Source organism: Nitrincola tibetensis (genome assembly GCF_003284585.1).
Classification (GTDB): Bacteria; Pseudomonadota; Gammaproteobacteria; order Pseudomonadales; family Balneatricaceae; genus Nitrincola; species Nitrincola tibetensis.
Window position 1 is genome coordinate 303168 of the sequence record NZ_QKRX01000004.1, and the last position, 21350, is coordinate 324517.

Genomic DNA, 21350 nt, shown 5'->3' on the forward strand with positions numbered 1-21350 from the left:
GTGTAAATGACTAAGGTGTTAGGGTGATCAGCTAAACTGCTTTAAAAAGCGCAGATCGTTTTCAAAAAACAACCTTAGATCATTGACGCCGTAGCGAAGCATCGCTAAACGCTCAACCCCCATTCCAAATGCAAAGCCTGTGTACTCTTCAGGATCTATACCTGAATACTCAAATACTTTTGGATGCACCATTCCACAGCCTAAGACTTCAAGCCATTTGCCATCGCCACGGTCAATATCGACTTCGATCGAGGGCTCTGTAAACGGGAAGTAGGATGGACGAAATCTGACCTTAACATCCTCTTCAAAGAACTCACGCAAAAACTGCTCAAGCGTTCCTTTCAAATCGGCAAAGCTGATGTTTTTATCAATCAATAAGCCTTCTACCTGATGAAACATGGGCGAATGCGTTTGGTCATAATCGCAACGGTAAACACGTCCAGGGCAGATAATCCGAATTGGCGGCGCTTTGCTTTCCATCGTACGCACCTGCACAGGTGAGGTATGGGTACGCAATAGAGTATGAGCATCAAAATAAAAGGTATCGTGCATTGCACGAGCAGGATGATGCGCTGGAATATTCAAGGCTTCGAAATTGTGATAATCATCTTCAATTTCCGGCCCTTCGGCTACGGTGTATCCAATGCTTCCGAAGAACGCCTCAATACGCTGCATCGTTTTGGTGACAGGATGAAGACCACCGAGTTCGTCACGACGACCCGGAAGGGTTACATCGAGCGTCTCTGATGCCAATTTAGCCGTCAATGCAGCCGCCTCAAGCTCTGACTTTCGGGTATCAAGCGCTAATTGTAAGGCGTCTTTTGCTTCGTTAATCAAGGCACCGGCTGCAGGACGTTCTTCAGCTGACAATTTACCCAAGCCCTTCAGCAACTGGGTAAGCTCACCTTTCTTACCGAGATACTGAACACGAACATCGTCCAGTGCTTTGACATCGACAGCAGTCTCAACCGCCTGTTTGCCTTGTTCCAGGAGGTTTTTCAGATTTTCCATTTAGGAGTGCTCCAATTACATAAAAAAAGGGAAGAGCATGCGCCCTTCCCCTATCTGAATCAGTCAGTTACCACCAATAGGCGGGTCTTGGCTTATGCCAATGCTGCTTTAGCTTTCTCAACAACAGCTGCGAAAGCAACCTGCTGATGAACGGCTAAATCAGCCAGGACTTTACGGTCGATTTCAACATTGGCTTTTTTCAAGCCAGAGATGAAACGGCTGTAAGACAGACCATTGATACGGGCAGCCGCATTGATACGAGCAATCCACAACGCACGGAATTGACGCTTACGTTGACGACGGTCACGGTAAGCATATTGACCTGCTTTGATGACCGCTTGCTTAGCAACACGGAATACACGGCTACGAGCACCGTAGTAACCCTTGGCCAGTTTCAGAATTTTTTTATGACGACGACGCGCCACAACACCACGTTTTACGCGAGGCATAACATTTCCTTCCTAATAAATAGCTATTTCTTAACCAATGAACGCTTAGAGCGTAGGCAACATACGTTTAACTAACTTCACGTCAGAAGCATGGACTTGCATCATCGGACGCAATTGACGCTTACGCTTAGTTGACTTTTTGGTCAAAATATGACTTTTATAGGCCTGCTTATGCTTGATACCATTAGCAGTCTTTTTGAAACGCTTTGCCGCACCGCGGACAGTTTTAATCTTAGGCATTAATCTTCTCCACGCATTCGTTTGTTAGTCAGCCAAAACAACATACAACAAAACCCACTTGCTGAATTTATTCACTACAGCCAGCGGGCTTTATGTTATTTGACTATTTCTTTTTCGGAGCCACGACCATGATCATTTGACGGCCTTCCATCTTAGGACGCTGCTCTACAGTACCTGCATCAGCAAGATCTTGTTCGATCCGCTCAAGCAACTGCATACCTAGCTCCTGATGGGCCATTTCACGACCACGGAATCTAAGAGTAACCTTAGCCTTGTCTCCGCTTTCAAGGAAACGTATCAGGTTGCGTAGTTTTACCTGATAATCCCCTTCTTCCGTACCCGGACGGAATTTTATTTCCTTGACCTGCATCTGAGTCTGTTTTTTCTTAGCCTCATTTGCTTTTTTCTTCAGTTCGTACTGATGCTTACCATAGTCCATTATCTTACAGACAATGGGGTCAGCTTCAGAAATCTGAACTAGGTCAAGTTCAGCTTCTTGAGCCATCTCAAGCGCTTGATTGATAGCGACTACACCAACCTGCGAACCATCAGCTCCGATTAAACGAACCTGGGTTGCACGAATATTCTCATTTATGGGTGGCAGCGGACCGCGGCTACCACGTTTAGTTTCACGCCTGATAATTCTATCTCCTGACGAATTTTTTATTGTTGGTCAGACTTGTTGCTGATGTCTTGAAGCAAATGTTCAGTCAATTCAGCAAGTGTCAATGTACCAAGATCTGAACCGGAGCGCGTACGCACTGCAACGGAACCAGATTCAACCTCTTTGTCACCTACCACAAGAAGGTAAGGGACTTTTTGTAAAGTATGCTCGCGGATTTTAAAGCCGATCTTCTCGTTTCTCAAGTCTAGATTCGATCGAATTCCAGCTTTTTCGAGTGTTTCGTGTACTTTTTTACAAAAATCCGCTTGTTTGTCCGTAATATTCAGCACGACCGCTTGTACAGGCGATAACCAAGTTGGTAAAGCCCCTGCATAATGCTCAATCAAAATACCAATAAAACGCTCAAATGAACCCAAAATCGCTCTATGAAGCATAACGGGAACTTCGCGCTCACCGGCTTCATTCACAAACTGGGCACCAAGACGACCCGGCATTGAAAAATCTACCTGTATAGTACCACACTGCCACACGCGACCGAGACAATCTTTTAACGAAAACTCAATTTTAGGACCATAAAAAGCACCTTCACCAGGCAACTCTTGCCAATCAAGGTTAGCCGTGTTCAAGGCATCAGCCAATGCTTTTTCTGCTTTATCCCAGCTTTCATCAGAACCCACGCGTTTTTCAGGGCGAGTCGAGAGCTTATAAATAATGTCTTTGAAGCCGAAGTCTCGATAAACCTCATGAAGAAAGTCGATAAAGTCTGCCACTTCTTGCTGAATAGACTGTTCAGAGCAAAAGATATGGGCATCGTCCTGAACAAAACCACGAACACGCATAATACCGTGCAACGCGCCAGAGGGCTCATTTCGATGGCACGAACCAAACTCTGCCAAACGCAAAGGCAAGTCGCGGTATGAACGCAAGCCTTGATTGAACACCTGTATATGACACGGGCAGTTCATTGGCTTAATAGCGAAATCTCGGCTCTCTGAATTTGTGGTGAACATTTCTTCGTGGAATTTGTCCCAGTGCCCTGACTTTTCCCAAAGCGTCCGTTCCACCACTTGTGGCGTTTTAATTTCTTGATATCCATGCTCACGCTGCTTTGTGCGCATGTATTGTTCAATTTGTTGATAAATTGTCCAACCATTCGGATGCCAAAACACCATGCCCGGTGCTTCTTCCTGCATATGAAACAGATGCAGGGCTTTTCCAAGCTTACGATGGTCACGTTTTTCGGCTTCTTCTAAGCGGAACAGATAATCTTTTAAGTCTTTTTTATCGCCCCAAGCTGTGCCATAAATGCGCTGCAGCATTTCATTATTGGAATCACCTCTCCAATACGCACCCGCAACCTTCATGAGCTTGAATACTTTTATATGGCCAGTGGAAGGTACATGCGGACCACGGCAAAGATCGATAAACTCACCTTGCTTATAAAAGGATAACGGCTGATCTGTAGGGATATCATTTATAATTTCAACCTTGTAAGACTCACCCATTTCTTCAAACAGAGCGATAGCTTCTTCCCGGTTCATCAATGAGCGAGAAACAGGTAGGTTCTGCTTTGAAAGCTCGTTCATACGCGCTTCAATTTTTTCAAGGTCTTCCGGCGTAAACGAACGCTCATACGCAAAGTCGTAATAAAAACCGTTGTCGATCACGGGCCCAATGGTAACTTGAGCTCCCGGAAATAAATCCTGAACAGCCATCGCCATTAAATGTGCACAAGAGTGGCGAATAATGTCGACGCCTTCATCGTCGCGTGCAGTCACGATGGCCAAGCGCACATCTTCAGTGATGGTATAGCTTGTATCGACGAGCTGACCATTGATTTTACCAGCTAGGGCTGCTTTCGCTAAACCTGTTCCGATATTTGCAGCGACATCAAAAACAGACACGGGATGATCAAAGCTACGCGAGCTTCCATCAGGAAGAGTAATTACAGGCATGACAATATCCTTACCTTAGTGGTGGCCCCTACGACAGGCCACATAAGCAATTAAATGCTGGAAAATAAAAGCCGTACAAACCAAGTACAGCGTGACAAAGTATATCAAACCCCATCATATTTACCAACCAAGCCCTCTATTTAAGGCGGGCTGTAATACATCATCTGATATTGCAGCTCAATTCATTACACCACTTGATGACCGCAAACATCTGTCTCATTTAACTCACGTAAATTACTCAAAGTAATCTCAGCTATTTGCGTTAATGCCTCCTGCGTAAAAAAACCTTGATGTCCTGTAATTAGCACATTCGGAAAGGTCATGAGGCGAGATAAGTCATCGTCTGTTAAAATTTCATCTGAAAGATCACGAAAAAAGAATTCACTTTCTTGCTCATACACATCCAACGCCAAATAGCCTATTTGCCCCGACTTAAGCGCTAGAATAGCCGCTCGCGTATCCACTAACCCTCCTCGACTGGTATTCACTAACATCACCCCACGCTTCATTTCAGCAATTGCAGATCCATTTATTAAGTGATGGTTTTCGGGGGACAAAGGACAGTGCAAACTAATAATATCAGCGCGTGAATAGAGTTCATCCAAACGAACATAGGTGCCACCGATTGCCAAAAATGCGTCACTTGGGTAAGGGTCATAGCCCAAGACCTGACAACCAAAACCTGTCAGGATTCGCGCGGTAGCGAGCCCTATCTGCCCCGTACCTATAATTCCCACGGTTTTTTGATGGAGGTTAAACCCCAGCAAGCCATTTAATTGGAAGTTACTTTCACGAACCCGGTTATACGCTCGATGCGTATGACGATTTAGAGTCAATATCAAGGCCAGTGTGTGTTCAGCAACAGCCTCTGGCGAATAGCCAGGCACTCGAACCACTTTAATCCCTAGCGCCTTGGCGGAGTCAAGGTCAACTTGATTGAACCCAGCGCAGCGCAAAGCGACCCACTTAACTCCGTGACGATGCAGTGCATGTAAGCATGCACTGTCTAATTGGTCGTTAACAAAGGCACACACGGCTTCAGCGCCTGCCGCCAAGCGTGCGGTTTGCACATTCAAAGGGGCCTCAAGATACTCCAGCTCAAAACCAAAGTGTTGATTGGCCTTATCAAAAAATGTCTTATCATAGGCCTGTGCACTAAAAAATTTCACGTTCATCTTAAAGACTCCGTATTCATTATGCAGGTATAAGGTCCGTCTGCTGCGCGTTCCATCTTAGCCAAAATCCCCTTACGCATTCTAGTAAAAAGTACAGGCTAACGTATGACGACTCGCATTAGCGCTGGAATCACTAACAACACCAACAAGGTTGCAACCGCTAAGCCGAACATGATTGAAACAGCCATTGGAATCAAAAACTGCGCCTGTACGGAGGTTTCAAAGAGCAGCGGCACTAACCCCACAATTGTTGTAATTGATGTAATTAAAACGGCCCTTAACCTTTGACAAGAGGCCTCTATAATCGCCATTTCAACATCAAGGCCCTGTTGACGTAAATCTTGGTAAAAGCTGACCAGTATGATTGAGTTGTTCACCACAATACCCGTCAAACCAAAAATTCCAAAGAAAGATAATAGCGTAAGCTCCAATCCTAACATCCAGTGTCCCGCAACAGCGCCTAGAAGACCAAATGGAATAATCGCCATCACCACCAGTGGCAATGAATAGCTTGCGAACATCCAAGCCAGAACAATATAGATCGCCAACAACGCAAACACTAAACCCATTTGCATATCGGCCATGGTCTCACGCTGATCGACCGCTCGCCCTTGAAATGACCAATCAATTCCATAGTCCTCGACCAAACGCGGTAAGACCTCATTGGCCAACCGCTCTCGAATCAACCCCGCATTTCCTTGCGCAGAATCCAGCTCTGCAGACACTTGAATGGCGAGTCGCGCATCGGCATGACGAAGTGTTTCAAACCCCGGTTGATACCGTATATCAACCAGTTGATCCAAGGCTAGCCAATCCAAGTTGGGGATTGGAAGATAAAGTCTCTCAAGAATAAGTGCGCTGTAGCGTTCAGAGTCAGGCAAGCGTACTCTCACCTCAACCTCTTCCAACCCATCTTGGTACAGTTGCACCAATGCACCATCTAAAAATCCTCTCAATTCAGAGGCTATGTCTCTTGGCGTCAAACCTAACGACTCTGCCAAAGGGGTTAAGGTCAACAACAGCTGCTCACGTCCATAAGGCGTATCGTCTTCCACTGCATACAAGCCTTGTATATCCTGCATTTGTGCTGCTAACGCCTCTGCCGCTGCTTTAAGGTGCAGAGGGTCTGCTGATGATAAACGCACATCTATATCTCGACCGGGCGGCCCACCTGTTACCGCCGTTATGGTCAGCGCATCAAGCCCTGCCACAGGTGTTAATTCGGCTTGCCAGCGTTGAATGAGCTCGCGATTGCTAACTGAACGACTGTCAGGTGAGGTAAGCTCCACTAGCATCGAGGCAAATTGATCCCCTCTTGGAGCCGAACCATCTGAGCTAATCCCCTGCCCTAGACGCGTCACTTTCACCCGAACCACCGCTTGCTCAAGTGACTCAGTCACTCGGTCCAAAGCCGCTTCAACTTCACTCATGTAGGCCTCAACTTTTTGAGGAGGTGTTCCTGATACAAAGGCTACATTGGCTCGTAAAGTCGTACCGTCAGGACTGGGAAAGAAAGTAAAACCAACACGTCCTCCTGCGAGCAAGCCAATCGCTAAAATCAATAACGCGACCGCACTTGTTAAGGTCACGCCACGAACCCGAATTGCAGCGGTAACGCTGCGTCGAAAAGGGCCGTCGCGAAAACGATTTAAACCACGCTCAAAGAGACCTCGAAATCCCTGCTCTTCCTGTTTTAATTGCGCTCTAGAAACCGACAACCCTTTCGAAAGCTGATGTGGCAAAATCAAAAAACTAATGACCAAGGTTGCTAAAATCACACAAATAACAACCAAAGGAATCTCAAAGAGAATTTTTCCCATAATGCCACCAATCAGCATTAAGGGAAAAAAGGCCGCCACGGTTGTTAAAGATGATGCAATCACAGGCCCCAACATTCTCTGCGCACCAAGCAGTGCAGATTCCTCTGCAGATTTTCCTTGAGTGCGGAGTGTATAGGCGTGCTCACTGACAACGATCGCATTATCGACAATAATCCCCAAGGACATAATAAAACCAAAAAGTGATAGCATATTGATGCTACCGCCCGCTAGATACAGCGCGATAAACGCGGTGGTAAATGCAATAGGAATCCCCAATGCAACACGCAAGGCCAAGCGTCCACTTAAAAACAAAAACAAGATGGCCAAGACTAATACCAGCCCACCAACACCATTTTTAAGTAATAGATGAATGCGTTCGCTAATGAGTTGCCACAGCTGATCATAGACTTTCAGCTCTATTCCGGCGGGCAGTTGTGGCTCAGTCAACGCCAACCATTGATTAAACAGACGAGCGGCCTTTAACGCATCCGTACTTTCTGTTCTCTGCAACAATAGCTCCAGGGCAGGCTTGCCCTGATAACGAACTCGCGTTTCACTGTCACGTGAGCGCCGCTCAATATGAGCAATGTCCCCTAATTGAATCCGCCCTTGCTCCGTTGAATGCGTGATAGGTAAACGTGCAAAACTCGCCTCATCTCTCGCCTGCTCTAAAAACCTTAATTGACGTCCTCCTTGATCGCGCCCAAACTGACCTGCTGGCTGATCTGAGGTGTAACGAGCAATCGTTTCTGCAATTTGACGAGGTGATTTATTTAACGTCAACAATGCTGAGCTGGGGATTTCAATTGAAACAACCTCTTCGGGCAATCCTGTAAAGTCAATTTTTTCAATGCCTATATCCAGCAACTCTCGTTCAAACTGGCGCGCCAACCCACGAAGCTCTGGCATGGAGCTCGGGCCTGACAAAAGCATTCGAACAATGGGCTCATAGCGAAGGATACGACTGACAATTGGGGTCTCTGCATTGGCTGGCAAATTCCTTTGTTGACCAACACGATCCTCAACCTGTGCTAAGGCTTGCGTCATATCAGTTCCATCACGAAACTCTAACGTAATCGCTGATATTCCAAGGCTTGAGGTTGAGGTCATGGACTTTAAACCATCAACACTACGTAAGGACTGCTCCAAAGGGACTGTTAACCCGGCCTCAACATCCTCGGCACTGGCGCCTGTCCAAACGACTCTGACACTGACAATATCTAGATTGAAGGTCGGAAAAAACTGTGTATTTAACTTTGACAATGCCCAGATACCCGACATCAGCATGAGCACAATAAGCAAAGGGCTTGCTAAGGGGTGTCGAATAAATAGACTGATAAATCCATGCTTAGGTAACATGCTTACTCCCCTGAAAGCTCAAGCCGTTCAACTATATCAACGGCCAACCCTTGCATCGCTTGTGGAAGACGATTTGCAAGCACTTGATCCCCTACATTGAGTGCATCTGCAACCACTAGAAACCCCGCTCGATCTGCTCGAACCAACTCACCCAGAATTTGAACGTCAACGCCTTCTAGACGCTGTTCAACCACACGGTAAACTCGATCACGCCCATATAAAGATGCTGCAGGTATCCACATGCGAGGTTCACTAGCGGGAATCGTCAGCCAAGCTTCGACAAATCGCCCAATAGGTAGGCGCTCAACTTCACCTGCCTCTATTTTAAAATAGGTTTGCAAGGTTCCAGAGGCATGGGTTTGGGAATCAAATCGATCAAGTTTAAATTGGTACTCTTGGCCATCAATCAAAGCCTTCGCAATTAAGTCAACGCCTTCACGATAAACGGCTTGGATCTGACTTAAAGCACTCAAGGGTAAGGACGCTACAAGCTCAATTCGCTCAGGTACAACAAGTGTGAGTAGCCCCGCGCTCTGATTAACATACTGACCGGGGGCGACCTGCAACTCGATAATCCTTGAGCTTTCGGGTGCCAACACTCGAGCGGCTTGAAAATTACGTTGCGCTAACTGCAATTGCCCTTCTGCCTGCTGTAATGACGCATCGAGTTGTTGTAAGCGCGAAGGGTGTTGCTCCACTGCCAACTCTCGAGTCAACAAAGCAAGTCGCTGTTGGCGTAAGGCTTGCTCGGCCAACTCGGCCTCACGCTCGGCCACACGATTTCCATCGGCTAGACGCCTAATACGACTCAATTGCCGCTCGGCTAACGTCACTAATTCCCGCTCTTGAACCAACGCTCGTTGATCGGCTTCATATTGTGCCAAACGTTGTACACGTTGCGACTTCAAATCGTCTAATTCTGCTTGACGCTGACCCAGTGCGATCTGTGCATCCAGCGGATTTAACTCCAACAATAATTGCCCAGTGTCAACATGCTCGCCGACCTGTACATACACAGCACTCACCTCCCCCCCTGTTCGAGCCGTCAGGTGTGTCAAAGCAGGAGTCTGCAGACGACCAAACAACCTCAGCTGAGGCGAATCCTGTGACAATTCAAGTTGAATCGTGCTGACAGGCCAGCGCCGTTCTTCGTTAACAACGGGGGGAGCTTGCGGGCGCGTTGACTTTAAATACATAAAGCTAATGACGGCTAACACAATCAGCAGAAGGGGTAACCCGTAACGGAAAATTCGGTTCATATACCGCCCAGTTCATTAATCTACTCGACAGGAGCATGATCTAAAGGATAATCTTAGTTAATCTGAAAATTGACCGTTTTTAATCCGTCAACTTCGCCCACCGAACATTATGAAAGTCTAAATCAGGAAATACCAATGAAACTATACGGTTCCTCGACTTCACCCTATGTTAGACGCTTAAGAGCCTACTTAGAGGATTTTGATCACGAGTTCATCAATATCAATATTTATGCTGAAGAAGGCCGTTCAATCCTTAAAGCCATTAACCCAGCCTTAAAAATCCCTATGCTGGTTGATGGTGATCAAGTGATTTTTGATTCGCGCATTATCTTTCAATACCTGAATCAAGCTTATGTTAAGGAACCTTGGACGATCAATGATGACAATAACCTCACTCTAATTAATGCGGCTAACGATTCATACGTTGAACTTTTTTTACTTGAAAAATCAGGGATAGACACTTCTCAAGACGCTCTATTTTTTAACCTACAACACGAACGCATCAAATCAACTCTCGATGTGCTAAACAAGATTGCTGGCAAAGGAGGCTTTGACTCGTGGAACTTTGCCTCTATTTCTTTATTTTGTTTGATCGACTGGGCACTTTTCAGAGCATTAAACTCTTTTGAAGACTATCCACATTTACATACGTTTTATCAGAGCAACCTAGATCGCCCCATTGTGAAATCAACCGATCCTCGTGACTAGACTCAAAAAACAAGCATACCCAACAGCGAGCCCTTTAGCGTTTTAGATAGTGCAAGGGCACCGCTGTCGTATCCACCACCTTGCGCATAATAAAAGACGACTTCACCCCTGAAACACCGGTGATCCGAGTAATTTTCCCAAGCAAAATATCGTGATAGCTATCCATATCGGCAACCGCAACTTTAAGTTGATAATCCGCATCGTGACCTGTAATCAGATAGCACTCCATGACCTCCGGAATGGCGGCAATCGCAGTTTCAAAGGCCTCAAAGCGCTCGGGGATATGCTTATCCATACTAATATGTAACAGCGCAATTAAGTTTAGGCCAACTTTGCGCTCATTCACTCGAATAACTTGGCGCTCAATAAAGCCATTTTCTTCGAGCTGCTTAACACGTCGAGAGCAAGGAGCGGCCGTTAGTCCAATCCGCTCGGCCAACTCCTGATTTGAAATGGAGGCATCTTTTTGGAGCTCATGCAAAATTTTGATATCAAAACGATCTATGTCAACACTCATCATCAACCCCTCGCAATTTAGAGCAATAATACTAAAGCAAAAACGCAAAAAACCTAAATTTAATTGCGCACAATCTGCAAAAAGACCCAATTTAGCAAGCTTATTGCGCTGACTTAAGCGTAAACTAATATTCAAATCAACACTCGACCTTATATGGGACTTCAACATGTTTGATCATCGTAAGTATCACGCTTTCACCCCCATTCGTTTGACAGACCGTTCTTGGCCTGACCAGCAGATTAAGAAGGCTCCTCTATGGTGTAGTGTAGATCTTCGTGATGGCAATCAAGCATTGATTAACCCAATGAACGTCGAACAAAAAACACGCATGTTCCAATTGCTGGTCAAACTAGGTTTTAAAGAGATCGAAGTGGGCTTTCCCTCAGCCTCCCAGCCTGACTTTGATTTTGTTCGTAAGTTAATTGTTGAGAATCTCATTCCTGACGATGTGACGATTCAGGTCTTGACTCAAGCCAGAGAAGAATTGATCGCACGCTCTTATGAGTCCTTAGCGGGCGCGAAAAAGGCAATTGTGCACGTGTACAATTCAACCTCTACCGTTCAACGGGAACAAGTGTTTAGTATGGATCGCGAAGGCATTAAAGCAATTGCTGTTCAGGGCGCCAAATGGGTCAAAGAGTATTCAGACCAATACCCTGATACCGAATGGGCCTTCCAATACTCCCCAGAAAGCTTCACGGGGACTGAAATGGATTATGCAATCGAGGTCTGTGATGCGGTCATTTCCCAGTGGCAACCTGAAACTGGGCGTAAGGTCATTATTAACTTACCCGCAACGGTTGAAATGTCGACGCCAAATGTCTTTGCCGATCAAATTGAGTACTTCTGCCGCCATTTGCCACAACGCCAATCAGTGATCATCAGTTTACACACTCACAATGACCGTGGCTGTGGAGTTGCAGCTGCGGAATTAGGCATTATGGCTGGCGCAGATCGAGTAGAGGGAACATTGCTGGGCAATGGTGAGCGTACAGGAAATATGGACATCGTCACTCTGGGCATGAATCTGTATTCTCAGGGTATTGATCCAATGCTCGACTTCTCAAACATTAAGGAAATCATTGAAGTGGTCGAGTACTGCACAGAACTGCCTGTCGCGGCCCGCCACCCTTGGGCGGGCGAATTGGTTTACACAGCCTTTTCTGGAAGCCACCAAGATGCGATTCGTAAATCGATTCAGTACCACGAGAAGCACCAATTGCCCCACTGGGAAGTCGCCTACCTTCCGATAGATCCCCGCGATATTGGCCGTGAATACGAGGCGGTTGTCCGTATCAACAGTCAAAGCGGTAAGGGTGGAGTTGCATTGGTTCTTGAGCGTGACTACGGCATCACCTTGCCTAAGTGGATGCACAGTGAGGTCAGCCGTGTTGTCCAAAAAGCGTCTGAGAATACAGGTGCAGAAATCACCTCTTTACAGATCAAGACACTGTTTGAGCAACACTTTAATCGTATACCCTACGGTTGGTCACTCAATGGATATGATCTGCACACGAATCAACAGATCGTGGAGGGACGCTTCAACGTTGCCGCTCAATTGCCCGCGTTTGAGGGAAAAGGCACAGGTGCGGTGGAGGCACTGGTTCACGCACTTGAACAGCGCTTTAGTGTTGAGATTAAAGTTACACACTTTAATGAAAGCGCCTTAACCGAGGGGACTGACGCAAAAGCACAAGCCTGCGTTGCCTTGCAGATTGATGGGATTACATATTCAGCCGTGACCTCTGCTGACGACACTTCTGCAGCTGCGTTACAGGCCGTATTGAGTGCATTTGCTCGCTCTCCTTTCAGCCAAACAGCGCTGGAACAAAAAATAGCCTAAGCGGTTAACGATCATCTGGAGTGATCTTGTCACTCGGGTGATCGTTCAGGCGTTACTGACCTTTTTCAAGTAAACGGCGAGTAAACAAAATATGTTCACTTGCCGCGCTCCGAGCTTGCTCAGGAAGGCGTGCTTGGATTGATCGATGTATTTTTTCATGCTGTTGTGCAATGCCATCGGGGTAACGACCGTAACGCCGCAAGGTAGACGATAGTGTCTCGTGTATCACATTAAAGTAACGTGCATAAAACAACTGGCTGAACGAAATCACAATTAAGTGATGGCTCGCGTTAGCAATCATCATGTGAAAGGTTAAGTCGGCCTTTGCCTTAGACAGTGTAGACTCTCCCATGCTTCGCAATCGCATCGCTTCGTATTCCTCCGAAAGTTTACTGAGTTCAGCATCCGAGGCTCTCAAGGCTGCGTAGTAGGCAGCTTCTCCTTCAAGAACAGCTCTAGCCTCTAAGACTTGCAACTGTAATTCAACCCCCTGCAGACCTGTTTCCCCAACCAACGTAAAATAAGGCGTCATCACATTATTGACCTGACTCCTCCCACCCGGGTGCGTTGAAACAATCCCTTCAGATTCCAGCAAGACAATTGCCTCCCTTACAGATCCTCTTGCCACTTGCAAATCCTGAGCGAGTTTCCGCTGTGAGGGCAGAGATTGACCTGGAAGAATGTTTCCCTGAATAAGCTCCCGGCGCAAGACTGACAAAACCTTGGTCACTCGTGAGGGGGGCGACTCTTTTGCGGGGGGAGCAGATCGACTCATTTGGTAAGACCAGTTTAAGACTTTTATTTATTTTAGTCTGATCTTTGCCTATCTTGTAGTATATGCAGCTGTATTTCAGCTTTTCTTTCCGTTTAGTATCAGGGTTCTGCTGTGTTAGATAATAATAAACAACCTGTCATCGGTCTATTTGTGACTTGCTTGGCTGATTTATATCGGCCAGAAGTCGTCTTCGCATCCATTAAACTACTTGAAGCCGCTGGCTGTCGAGTCGAGGTTCCCCAAAGTCAAACCTGTTGCGGCCAACCTGCCTTTAATACAGGGGATTTTTCCAACACGGCGGATATAGCCCGCCTCACCATTACGGCTTTGGAAGGCTATGAATACGTAGTTGGACCGTCTGGGTCCTGCATCGGGATGCTCCATCATTATCCCGAACTCTTTCAACCGGAAGATCCGTGGCATGCCCGAGCGCTAGCCCTTAAGGCGCGAGCTTTTGAAATTACTTCTTTTTTGGTTGATGTTTTGCAGTTTTCAAACATTCAAAGTCAATTTAAAGGCAAGGTTACCTATCATGATTCCTGCTCAGGACTGCGAGAACTTGGCATCAAACAGCAACCGCGGGCGCTCTTATCGCAAATTGAGGGTGTTGAGTTAACCGAGATGGAAGAGTCTGAAACCTGTTGCGGCTTTGGCGGGACGTTTTGCGTCAAATACGCTGATATTTCAAATCGTATGGTCGGTAACAAAACCGATAACGTTGCGAAGACTGGCGCACAAACATTATTAGGTGGCGACCTGGGTTGCTTACTCAATATGGCAGGAAAACTGCAACGCGAAGGTAAAGACGTTCAGGTACGCCATGTCGTAGAAGTCTTAGCGGATCAACTCAGCCACCCTGCCCTTGGCGAGTCAGCCTATCACCTTGGCAAATCGCTTTAGGAGCCCAAGATGCAAATCACTAGTCCACAGTTTAAAGAAAATGCACGTATCGCGCTCACAGATGTTGGCTTACAAAAAGCCTTGGGCAATGTAAAGACAGGTTTTCCACAAAAGCGTGCCAATGCCGTCGCAAGACTTCCAGAGTTCGATCAACTTCGCGACCAAGGTCGTGACTTAAAGAATCACATTATTGCCAACCTTGATATTTATCTTGAAGAGTTTGAAGCCAATGTGATCAAGAATGGTGGTCATGTTCATTGGTGCCGAACCTCTGAAGATGCGCGTCAAACCATCTTAAAAATTTGCCAAGACAAAGGGGCTAAAACCGTTACTAAAGGCAAATCAATGGTTACTGAGGAAATCAACCTCAATGAACATTTAGAAGCCAACGGCATTACGCCCATCGAAACAGACTTAGGTGAATACATTTTACAATTACGTGGGGAACACCCGAGCCACATCATTGCACCTGCTATCCACTTAAACTTAGAAGATGTGTCTGAGACCTTTCACGCTCATCACAATAAGCCTAAGTCCATGGATCCAGCAGTCTTAATGCAAGAGGCCCGTGAAGAGCTTCGAGCCCGCTTTGTCGCTGCTGATGTCGGCATTACAGGTGCTAATTTTTTAGTGGCTGAAACAGGCTCTAGCATTATCGTGACAAATGAGGGCAATGGCGATTTGACACAAACACTTCCTAAAACGCACATTGTTGTGACGTCAATTGAGAAAGTGGTGCCCACCCTTGAAGACATGACCCTGTTCTTACGCTTGCTGGCGCGCTCAGCGACAGGACAAGAATTTACGGTTTACAATACGCTTTCAACAGGCCCCAAACGCCCAGAAGATCAAGATGGCCCTGAAGATTATCATGTTGTTCTTGTCGATAATGGTCGTAGCGACATGGTCGGAGGCGAGCTACAAGACATGCTGCGCTGCATTCGCTGTGCAGCCTGTATGAACCATTGCCCTGTCTATGGTGCCATTGGTGGACACAGTTATGGCTGGGTGTACCCAGGCCCTATGGGATCTGTGCTCACCCCCCAGATGATTGGTATTGAAAAAGCAGCGCTGCTCCCCAATGCCTCTACTTTTTGCGGTAAATGTGAAAGCGTTTGCCCTGTTCACATTCCTTTGCCAAAACTCATGCGACACTGGCGCAAAAATGAATTCGAACGGCACTTAACCCCTAAAGCCGCGCGCTGGGGCATTAAAACCTGGGCATTTTTTGCCAAACGTCCCTCTCTTTATCGACTGCTGAGTCAGACCTCAAACCGTATGCTGCGTTTACTCGGTGGTAAAAAAGGGCGAATTCATAAGCTACCCATGGTAAGTGGCTGGACCGATCATAGAGATATGCCCGTCCCCAGCAGCAAAACGTTTATGCAACAGTGGAACGAAAAACAAAAGGCAGGCCACTAAATGAGCAAATCAGACATTCTTAACACTATTCGTCGTGGCCTTGGGCGTGGCGTTCCTTCTGATGCTGAGCGCCAGCAAGTCTTGGCACGAATAGAGCGGCATGAACGTAACTTAATTCCTATGCGTGCCCAAGGGTCTGAAGCTGAGATTCAAACCCTGTTTATAGAAATGGCCAAAGAAGCCGCCGCCGAGGTAATTGAATTACCAACACTGCAAGCACTGCCTGTCGCCGTTAGCCAATGGTTACAAGCCGCAAACATTCCTGACCTTGTCATGGCCAGCGATGCTGAGCTTAAGTCCTTAGATTGGAGCGTTCTTCACCCAATTGTGCAACATGAAAGGGTCGCATTGGCGGGTGATCTGGCCAGCTTAACGCTCGCATTCATGGGGATTGCAGAAACCGGAACGCTGATGTTGTATTCACGTAAAGAAAGTCCAACCACGTTGAATTTTTTGCCTGACAATCATCTAGTTGTACTCAAACGCCAAGATATTGTGGGGGTCTATGAAGAGGCTTGGGCAAGAGTTCGCAATCTATCTCCGGGGCAATTACCGAGAACCGTCAATATGATTACCGGGCCATCTCGCTCGGCAGACATAGAGCAGCGATTGCAAATGGGGGCTCATGGCCCGAGAGCTTTGACTATCTTTTTAATTGGGTGACGGCTCCCGTTGCCAATATTTTATCGCGCCTTGGCTTTTGCGACACCCTCGATTGGGCGAGGGTTTACGCGAAGTGCGCTAAATAAACCAGATCGACCTAAGCAGGTCGATCATTTTATAAGCTATCCGCAAAAGGATGGTCTTCCGCTTCTAAAGATTCATTAAACGCATCAAGACGATCTTCAACTAGATCCGTTCGATAGAATTGAGCAATATTAAACAGAGCTTCACCCTCATTGACCAATGGCAACTTGAGCTGGCCGATCACTAGGCCACTCACAGGCGACCAAATCTCTTCTTCAGACTCACCAAAAGGGTCTGATATAATTGCCAGTAGGGTTTTATCTTTCACAACCCTAGCGCCTTCACTGACTTGCGCTCTAAAAATCCCACTTTGCGGTGCTCTGATCCAAGTGCTTGAACGAGCGACAACAGGCTCTTTAATCTGGCTTTTTTTGCGCGGTTCAGGGAGCATTTCAAGCACTCTCATCACATTCAAGATGCCTTGAACACCACCACGAATAGACACCTCATCAAATCTAAGCGCTTCACCGGCTTCATATAAAAGAATGGGGACATTTTTTTTAGCTGCTGCTTCGCGTAACGAGCCATCTCTAAGCGCTGAGTTTAGAATAACTGGCGTACCAAATGCTTTCGCAAGACGAAGCGTTTCAGGATCGTCTAAATTTGCACGAATTTGGGGCAAATTATAACGATTGATCGCTCCCGTATGCAGATCGATGCCATGTGTCGACTGATTCACCACTTCCTGCATAAACTGTCTAGCGGTTCGACTGGCCAATGACCCCGACTGGGAACCCGGAAAGCTGCGATTTAAATCTCGTCGATCAGGGAGATATCGACTCTGACTAATGAACCCCAGTAGATTCACAATAGGGACGGCAATGAGCGTTCCTTTAATACGGTTTAATCTAGGCAAACGCAATAAGCGTCTGATAATTTCAACGCCATTAATTTCATCACCATGAATCGCGGCGCTGACAAACAACACAGGGCCTGCTTGACGCCCACAAATCACATGGACTGGCATCATTGCAGCCGTATGGGTGTAGAGTTTTCCCATTTCCAGATCAACCGTGCGACGCTCACCAGGCGCGATGGTCACATTCCCTATGGTAATCGCTGTGTTCAGTGTACGCTTTGCAGTTGAGGCGGATTGCATTAACCTTGTCCCTTGGTTTGAGTGCGATTAGGCTTCGCGTTTTTCTCAATAAAATCGATAATTTGATCGGCAATATCTTTTCCTGAAGCACGCTCAATACCTTCGAGACCCGGTGAAGAGTTAACTTCCATCACCAGTGGCCCATGTGCCGAGCGGAGCAAATCAACACCGCACACATTCAATCCCATCACTTTTGCGGCACGAATGGCTGTTGCACGTTCTTCAGGCGTGATTCGACACAACTCTGCCGTCCCACCGCGATGTAAATTAGAACGGAACTCGCCCTCTTTCGCTTGACGCTTCATAGCGGCGACAACCTTGCCCCCCACCACAAAGGCTCGAATATCAGATCCCTTTGCTTCCTTGATAAATTCTTGTACGAGAATGTGCTGCTTTAACCCCATAAAGGCCTGAATAACACTCTCAGCCGCTTGATTGGTTTCAGCCAGCACCACGCCCACCCCTTGCGTACCCTCTAACAGCTTAATGACAGCAGGGGCTCCGCCAACGATGCTCAGTAGATCGTCGATATCATCTGGCGAATGAGCAAAACTGGTTACAGGCAATCCTATGCCTTTTCGTGACAAAAGTTGCAAGCTTCGAAGCTTATCGCGCGATCTCGAAATCGCAACAGATTCATTTAAAGGGTAAACATCCATCATTTCAAACTGACGCAATACGGCGGTGCCATAAAACGTCACTGATGCACCGATCCTGGGAATAACAGCATCGAAGTCTCTCAACACTTCCCCACGATAGTGAATTTCAGGATTATGCGAAGTAATGTTCATGTAACAACGCAATACGTCTACGACCCGAACCTCGTGGCCTCGGCTTTTCGCAGCTTCTACCAAGCGACGCGTAGAATAGAGCTTAGCATTACGAGAAAGTATCGCAATTTTCATTCAATTACTCCGGTTCTGACTTAATACAACAGATGCAGATACAGAATTTAACAATCTGCATCATAAGTCAGTAAATTCTATATATAAACGTGTTACAGATGCGTAACAAGATCAGTCGGGAAAGGATACAACTGCGGTTGGCAGTGCTTGCATTATAGACTAAATCATTAGACTTTCCAGAGGGTAAGTCACTATATTCTACTGTCAAAATAAGGCAATTTGCGGCTGGATGACTTCATCAAATGACTCCCCCACAAAAGGAAGAATACTATCGGCTACAGGACGAAGTTGCTTTTCGATGTAATGTTGATAGTCCAGCCGACCTTCAAAAATTTCTGCGGCTTCTGGTCCAATGAGGGTCACAACATAGGCCACAGTATCGCCTTGTCGAAGCGGCTCTGGCCAGCCTTTTTCTCGATAATACTGATTCAATTGCCGGGCCGCCTTAACATGCGGGGGAATATTTCGCTGGTAATGAGATAAAGGACGACGCAAGCGACGGCGATACACCAATGCATCGTCTAACTCGCCGTTTAAAAGCGCTACTACCCGCTCCCTGACAAATGCCTGACAAGGCTGCCCCTCAAATACTCGCTGAAAAAGCTCATGCTGAAAGACTCGAGCTAAGGATGTCCAATCACTTCTGACTTGTTCCAGCCCTTTAAACACCAGTTCTGCTGTACCGTCACCTTGGCGCTTCAAACCTGCGTAGCGCTTTTTACTTCCTTCTTCCGAATGACGCATGCGCGGCATCAGGAAACGCTCAAAGTGTGTTTCATATTGCAACTCTAAGGTGGATGTTAAACCAAACTCTTGCTGCACTCGCTGCTGCCACCAAGTGTTTAAGCACTTGGCAAGCTCCGCGCCCTTTTCATCACACTCCTGAGTCATCACGTCATCACCCAGCCAGACGAACACCGAATCCGTATCGCCATAGATAACCTCATAACCAAAGGTCTTCTCTATATAGCTCGCGGTTTGGGTGAGAATTTGGTGTCCTCTAAACGTGATTGATCCAGAGAGACGCTGATCATAGAAACGACAGACATCCGATCCCAACACCCCATAACACGCATTCATTTGAATTTTAATGGCCTGCGACATCGCTGCATTGCCCTGCTGCTTTGCCGCATCCCGTGCTTGCCATAAGCGCTCAATAATTCCCGGCAAAATAGAGTGTTCCTTTGAAAAGACGGCTCCCAAAAAACCGGGCACCGTATCGTCAGTATCTTGCTCGTTGCTATCCGCCACGCCCATTGTAAGTCCCAAAGGGTCAATCTTAAATGTTCGAATAATACTCGGGTACAGGCTTTTAAAATCCAGCACCAGCACATGACGGTACAACCCTGGCTTTGAGTCCATGACAAAGCCACCTGGGACTTTTGCACCTCTTTGACCCGACGCATATTCGGGCGCAACAAAACCGGCTCGATGTAAAGAAGGCAAATATAGATTGTCGAAGGCCTGTGCCGATCCTCCCACTTTATCAAGGCTCAAACCCGTTAAGCGCGTCCGCTCGGTTAAGTACTCAATCAGCCCCGTTTTTTGAAATATTTCAGTCACTAAGCGACAGTCTTCTAAGTTGTAACGTGCCAGTGCTTCTTGATCTTCAGCATAGAGCCTTTGAATCTCTTGCCCGCGATCATTCACGGACTCAATATCTTTTCCTCTCCCTAACAAGGCCTGCGCCACATACTCCAGCGAATAGCGTTCGAAGTGCCAAGTAGCGCCCTTGAGCGTATCAATACCATCTAACACCACTCGACCGTTCAAGCGAACATAGTGACGATTTCCCTGCTGTCGACGCTCTATGCGCAGTGCTTGCTGATCCCGACCAATCTGCAACGACACACCCAATGCTCGAGCCCGAGCATCGAGGACGCTTAAGTCAAAGCCAATAACATTCCAACCGATGATAATGTCAGGATCAAATAGGTGGATATGCTGCATTAACGAAAGCAGAAGCTGCTTTTCATCACGACAATAGATGATTGAGGAAGGCGTGTGCGCTTGCCCTACCATCAACACTTTTTCAAATCCTGAGCCTTGAAGAGCAACGGATAAAATACGATTGGCGGTTAACGTCGTTTCAATATCTAGGGATAAGATACGAAACTGAGGTTGATAGTCACAAGCCTTCAAATGCACCCCTTTCGGGGTGTTACACACCTGAGCACCTGAAAAAATAAAACGTTCCATCAAATAGCGATCAACCGGACGAATATCCTCTTCCATTAAGGTGATACGCTGAGCTTGTAAACGCTCCAAGGCCTCTCGGTAGGTTTTTAAATGGGAAAAATACAAGGCTGAAACAGGCCGTTGCAATAGATCCTTTAAAGGCAAATGACGCGCATACCAGCCTGTCAGTGGCTCTAAAATCTGCTGCACTTGCGCTTGCTGACTTTGCAAGACAAAACACACCGCATGTTCGCCAGTCACGCGCACGACTTGAGCACCCTCATGGCTCTGCAGCCAATACTCAAGCAGCATTCCTTGCTCAGTATCACGTTGCTGGCGAGTCAGCGGAAATCCCTGAAACAC

General features: G+C 46.8%; 18 protein-coding genes. 5 read left to right on the forward strand and 13 right to left on the reverse strand.

Features of this window, described 5'->3' with window-relative positions:
* Nucleotides 1–27 precede the first annotated feature (27 nt).
* The 8 genes from pheS to DN062_RS07765 all read right to left on the reverse strand — a co-directional run bounded on the left by pheS (nucleotide 28) and on the right by DN062_RS07765 (nucleotide 9893).
* Entirely contained in the window at nucleotides 28–1011 is a 984-nt protein-coding gene (pheS, locus tag DN062_RS07730) for a phenylalanine--tRNA ligase subunit alpha (RefSeq protein WP_112158750.1), read from the reverse strand.
* Between the two features lie 92 nt (nucleotides 1012–1103).
* Nucleotides 1104–1460: a 50S ribosomal protein L20 gene (gene rplT, locus DN062_RS07735; RefSeq protein WP_036511410.1), complete on the reverse strand. Its 357-nt coding sequence runs from the start codon at nucleotides 1458–1460 to the stop codon at nucleotides 1104–1106.
* A 45-nt stretch (nucleotides 1461–1505) separates the two neighbouring features.
* Complete coding sequence (gene rpmI / locus DN062_RS07740) at nucleotides 1506–1700, reverse strand: 50S ribosomal protein L35 (RefSeq protein ID WP_036511408.1); 195 nt, start codon at nucleotides 1698–1700, stop codon at nucleotides 1506–1508.
* Nucleotides 1701–1803: 103 nt separating this feature from the next.
* Complete coding sequence (infC, locus tag DN062_RS07745) at nucleotides 1804–2343, reverse strand: translation initiation factor IF-3 (RefSeq protein WP_089503629.1); 540 nt, start codon at nucleotides 2341–2343, stop codon at nucleotides 1804–1806.
* Between the two features lie 20 nt (nucleotides 2344–2363).
* A complete protein-coding gene (thrS, locus tag DN062_RS07750) occupies nucleotides 2364–4280 on the reverse strand; it encodes a threonine--tRNA ligase (RefSeq protein WP_112158751.1) in 1917 nt (638 codons plus the stop codon).
* A gap of 185 nt (nucleotides 4281–4465) precedes the next feature.
* Entirely contained in the window at nucleotides 4466–5455 is a 990-nt protein-coding gene (locus DN062_RS07755; protein WP_112158752.1) for a 2-hydroxyacid dehydrogenase, read from the reverse strand.
* Nucleotides 5456–5553: 98 nt separating this feature from the next.
* Nucleotides 5554–8634: an efflux RND transporter permease subunit gene (locus DN062_RS07760; RefSeq protein WP_112158753.1), complete on the reverse strand. Its 3081-nt coding sequence runs from the start codon at nucleotides 8632–8634 to the stop codon at nucleotides 5554–5556.
* A gap of 2 nt (nucleotides 8635–8636) precedes the next feature.
* The gene (locus DN062_RS07765; RefSeq protein WP_112158754.1) at nucleotides 8637–9893 is read right to left on the reverse strand and encodes an efflux RND transporter periplasmic adaptor subunit; all 1257 of its coding nucleotides are present in this window, start codon (nucleotides 9891–9893) and stop codon (nucleotides 8637–8639) included.
* 135 nt (nucleotides 9894–10028) lie between these two features.
* Between DN062_RS07765 and DN062_RS07770 the strand changes: the two genes are divergently transcribed.
* Nucleotides 10029–10601 (forward strand): glutathione S-transferase family protein, encoded by a 573-nt coding sequence (locus DN062_RS07770; RefSeq protein WP_112158755.1) that lies wholly within the window; start codon nucleotides 10029–10031, stop codon nucleotides 10599–10601.
* Between the two features lie 34 nt (nucleotides 10602–10635).
* Here DN062_RS07770 and DN062_RS07775 read toward each other — a convergent pair whose 3' ends face one another.
* Nucleotides 10636–11118 (reverse strand): Lrp/AsnC family transcriptional regulator, encoded by a 483-nt coding sequence (locus DN062_RS07775; protein ID WP_205126683.1) that lies wholly within the window; start codon nucleotides 11116–11118, stop codon nucleotides 10636–10638.
* Between the two features lie 166 nt (nucleotides 11119–11284).
* Between DN062_RS07775 and leuA the strand changes: the two genes are divergently transcribed.
* On the forward strand, nucleotides 11285–12961 hold the full coding sequence (gene leuA / locus DN062_RS07780; RefSeq protein WP_112158756.1) for a 2-isopropylmalate synthase: 1677 nt from the start codon (nucleotides 11285–11287) through the stop codon (nucleotides 12959–12961).
* A gap of 52 nt (nucleotides 12962–13013) precedes the next feature.
* On the opposite strand, the gene DN062_RS07785 is transcribed toward leuA, so the two are convergent.
* Nucleotides 13014–13736 (reverse strand): FadR/GntR family transcriptional regulator, encoded by a 723-nt coding sequence (locus DN062_RS07785; protein WP_112158757.1) that lies wholly within the window; start codon nucleotides 13734–13736, stop codon nucleotides 13014–13016.
* A gap of 111 nt (nucleotides 13737–13847) precedes the next feature.
* On the opposite strand from DN062_RS07785, the gene DN062_RS07790 reads away from it, so the two are divergent.
* Genes DN062_RS07790 through DN062_RS07800 form a run of 3 tightly spaced genes read left to right on the forward strand, consistent with a single transcriptional unit; the run spans nucleotide 13848 to nucleotide 16721 of the window.
* Nucleotides 13848–14636, forward strand: a complete 789-nt coding sequence (locus DN062_RS07790; RefSeq protein ID WP_112158758.1) for a (Fe-S)-binding protein — start codon at nucleotides 13848–13850, stop codon at nucleotides 14634–14636.
* Nucleotides 14637–14645: 9 nt separating this feature from the next.
* Nucleotides 14646–16058, forward strand: coding sequence for a LutB/LldF family L-lactate oxidation iron-sulfur protein (locus DN062_RS07795; RefSeq protein WP_112158759.1), 1413 nt, complete (start codon nucleotides 14646–14648; stop codon nucleotides 16056–16058).
* The gene (locus tag DN062_RS07800) at nucleotides 16059–16721 is read left to right on the forward strand and encodes a LutC/YkgG family protein (RefSeq protein WP_112158760.1); all 663 of its coding nucleotides are present in this window, start codon (nucleotides 16059–16061) and stop codon (nucleotides 16719–16721) included.
* Nucleotides 16722–16836: 115 nt separating this feature from the next.
* Here the strand turns inward: DN062_RS07800 and DN062_RS07805 are convergent, their stop codons facing one another.
* From DN062_RS07805 to DN062_RS07815, 3 genes are all read right to left on the reverse strand, one after another.
* Nucleotides 16837–17904 (reverse strand): succinylglutamate desuccinylase/aspartoacylase family protein, encoded by a 1068-nt coding sequence (locus DN062_RS07805; RefSeq protein ID WP_112158761.1) that lies wholly within the window; start codon nucleotides 17902–17904, stop codon nucleotides 16837–16839.
* Nucleotides 17904–18809: a 30S ribosomal protein S6--L-glutamate ligase gene (rimK, locus tag DN062_RS07810; protein WP_036511377.1), complete on the reverse strand. Its 906-nt coding sequence runs from the start codon at nucleotides 18807–18809 to the stop codon at nucleotides 17904–17906. Before rimK ends, DN062_RS07805 begins: the two co-directional genes overlap by 1 nt.
* A 204-nt stretch (nucleotides 18810–19013) precedes the next feature.
* Complete coding sequence (locus tag DN062_RS07815; protein ID WP_112158762.1) at nucleotides 19014–21350, reverse strand: DNA polymerase II; 2337 nt, start codon at nucleotides 21348–21350, stop codon at nucleotides 19014–19016.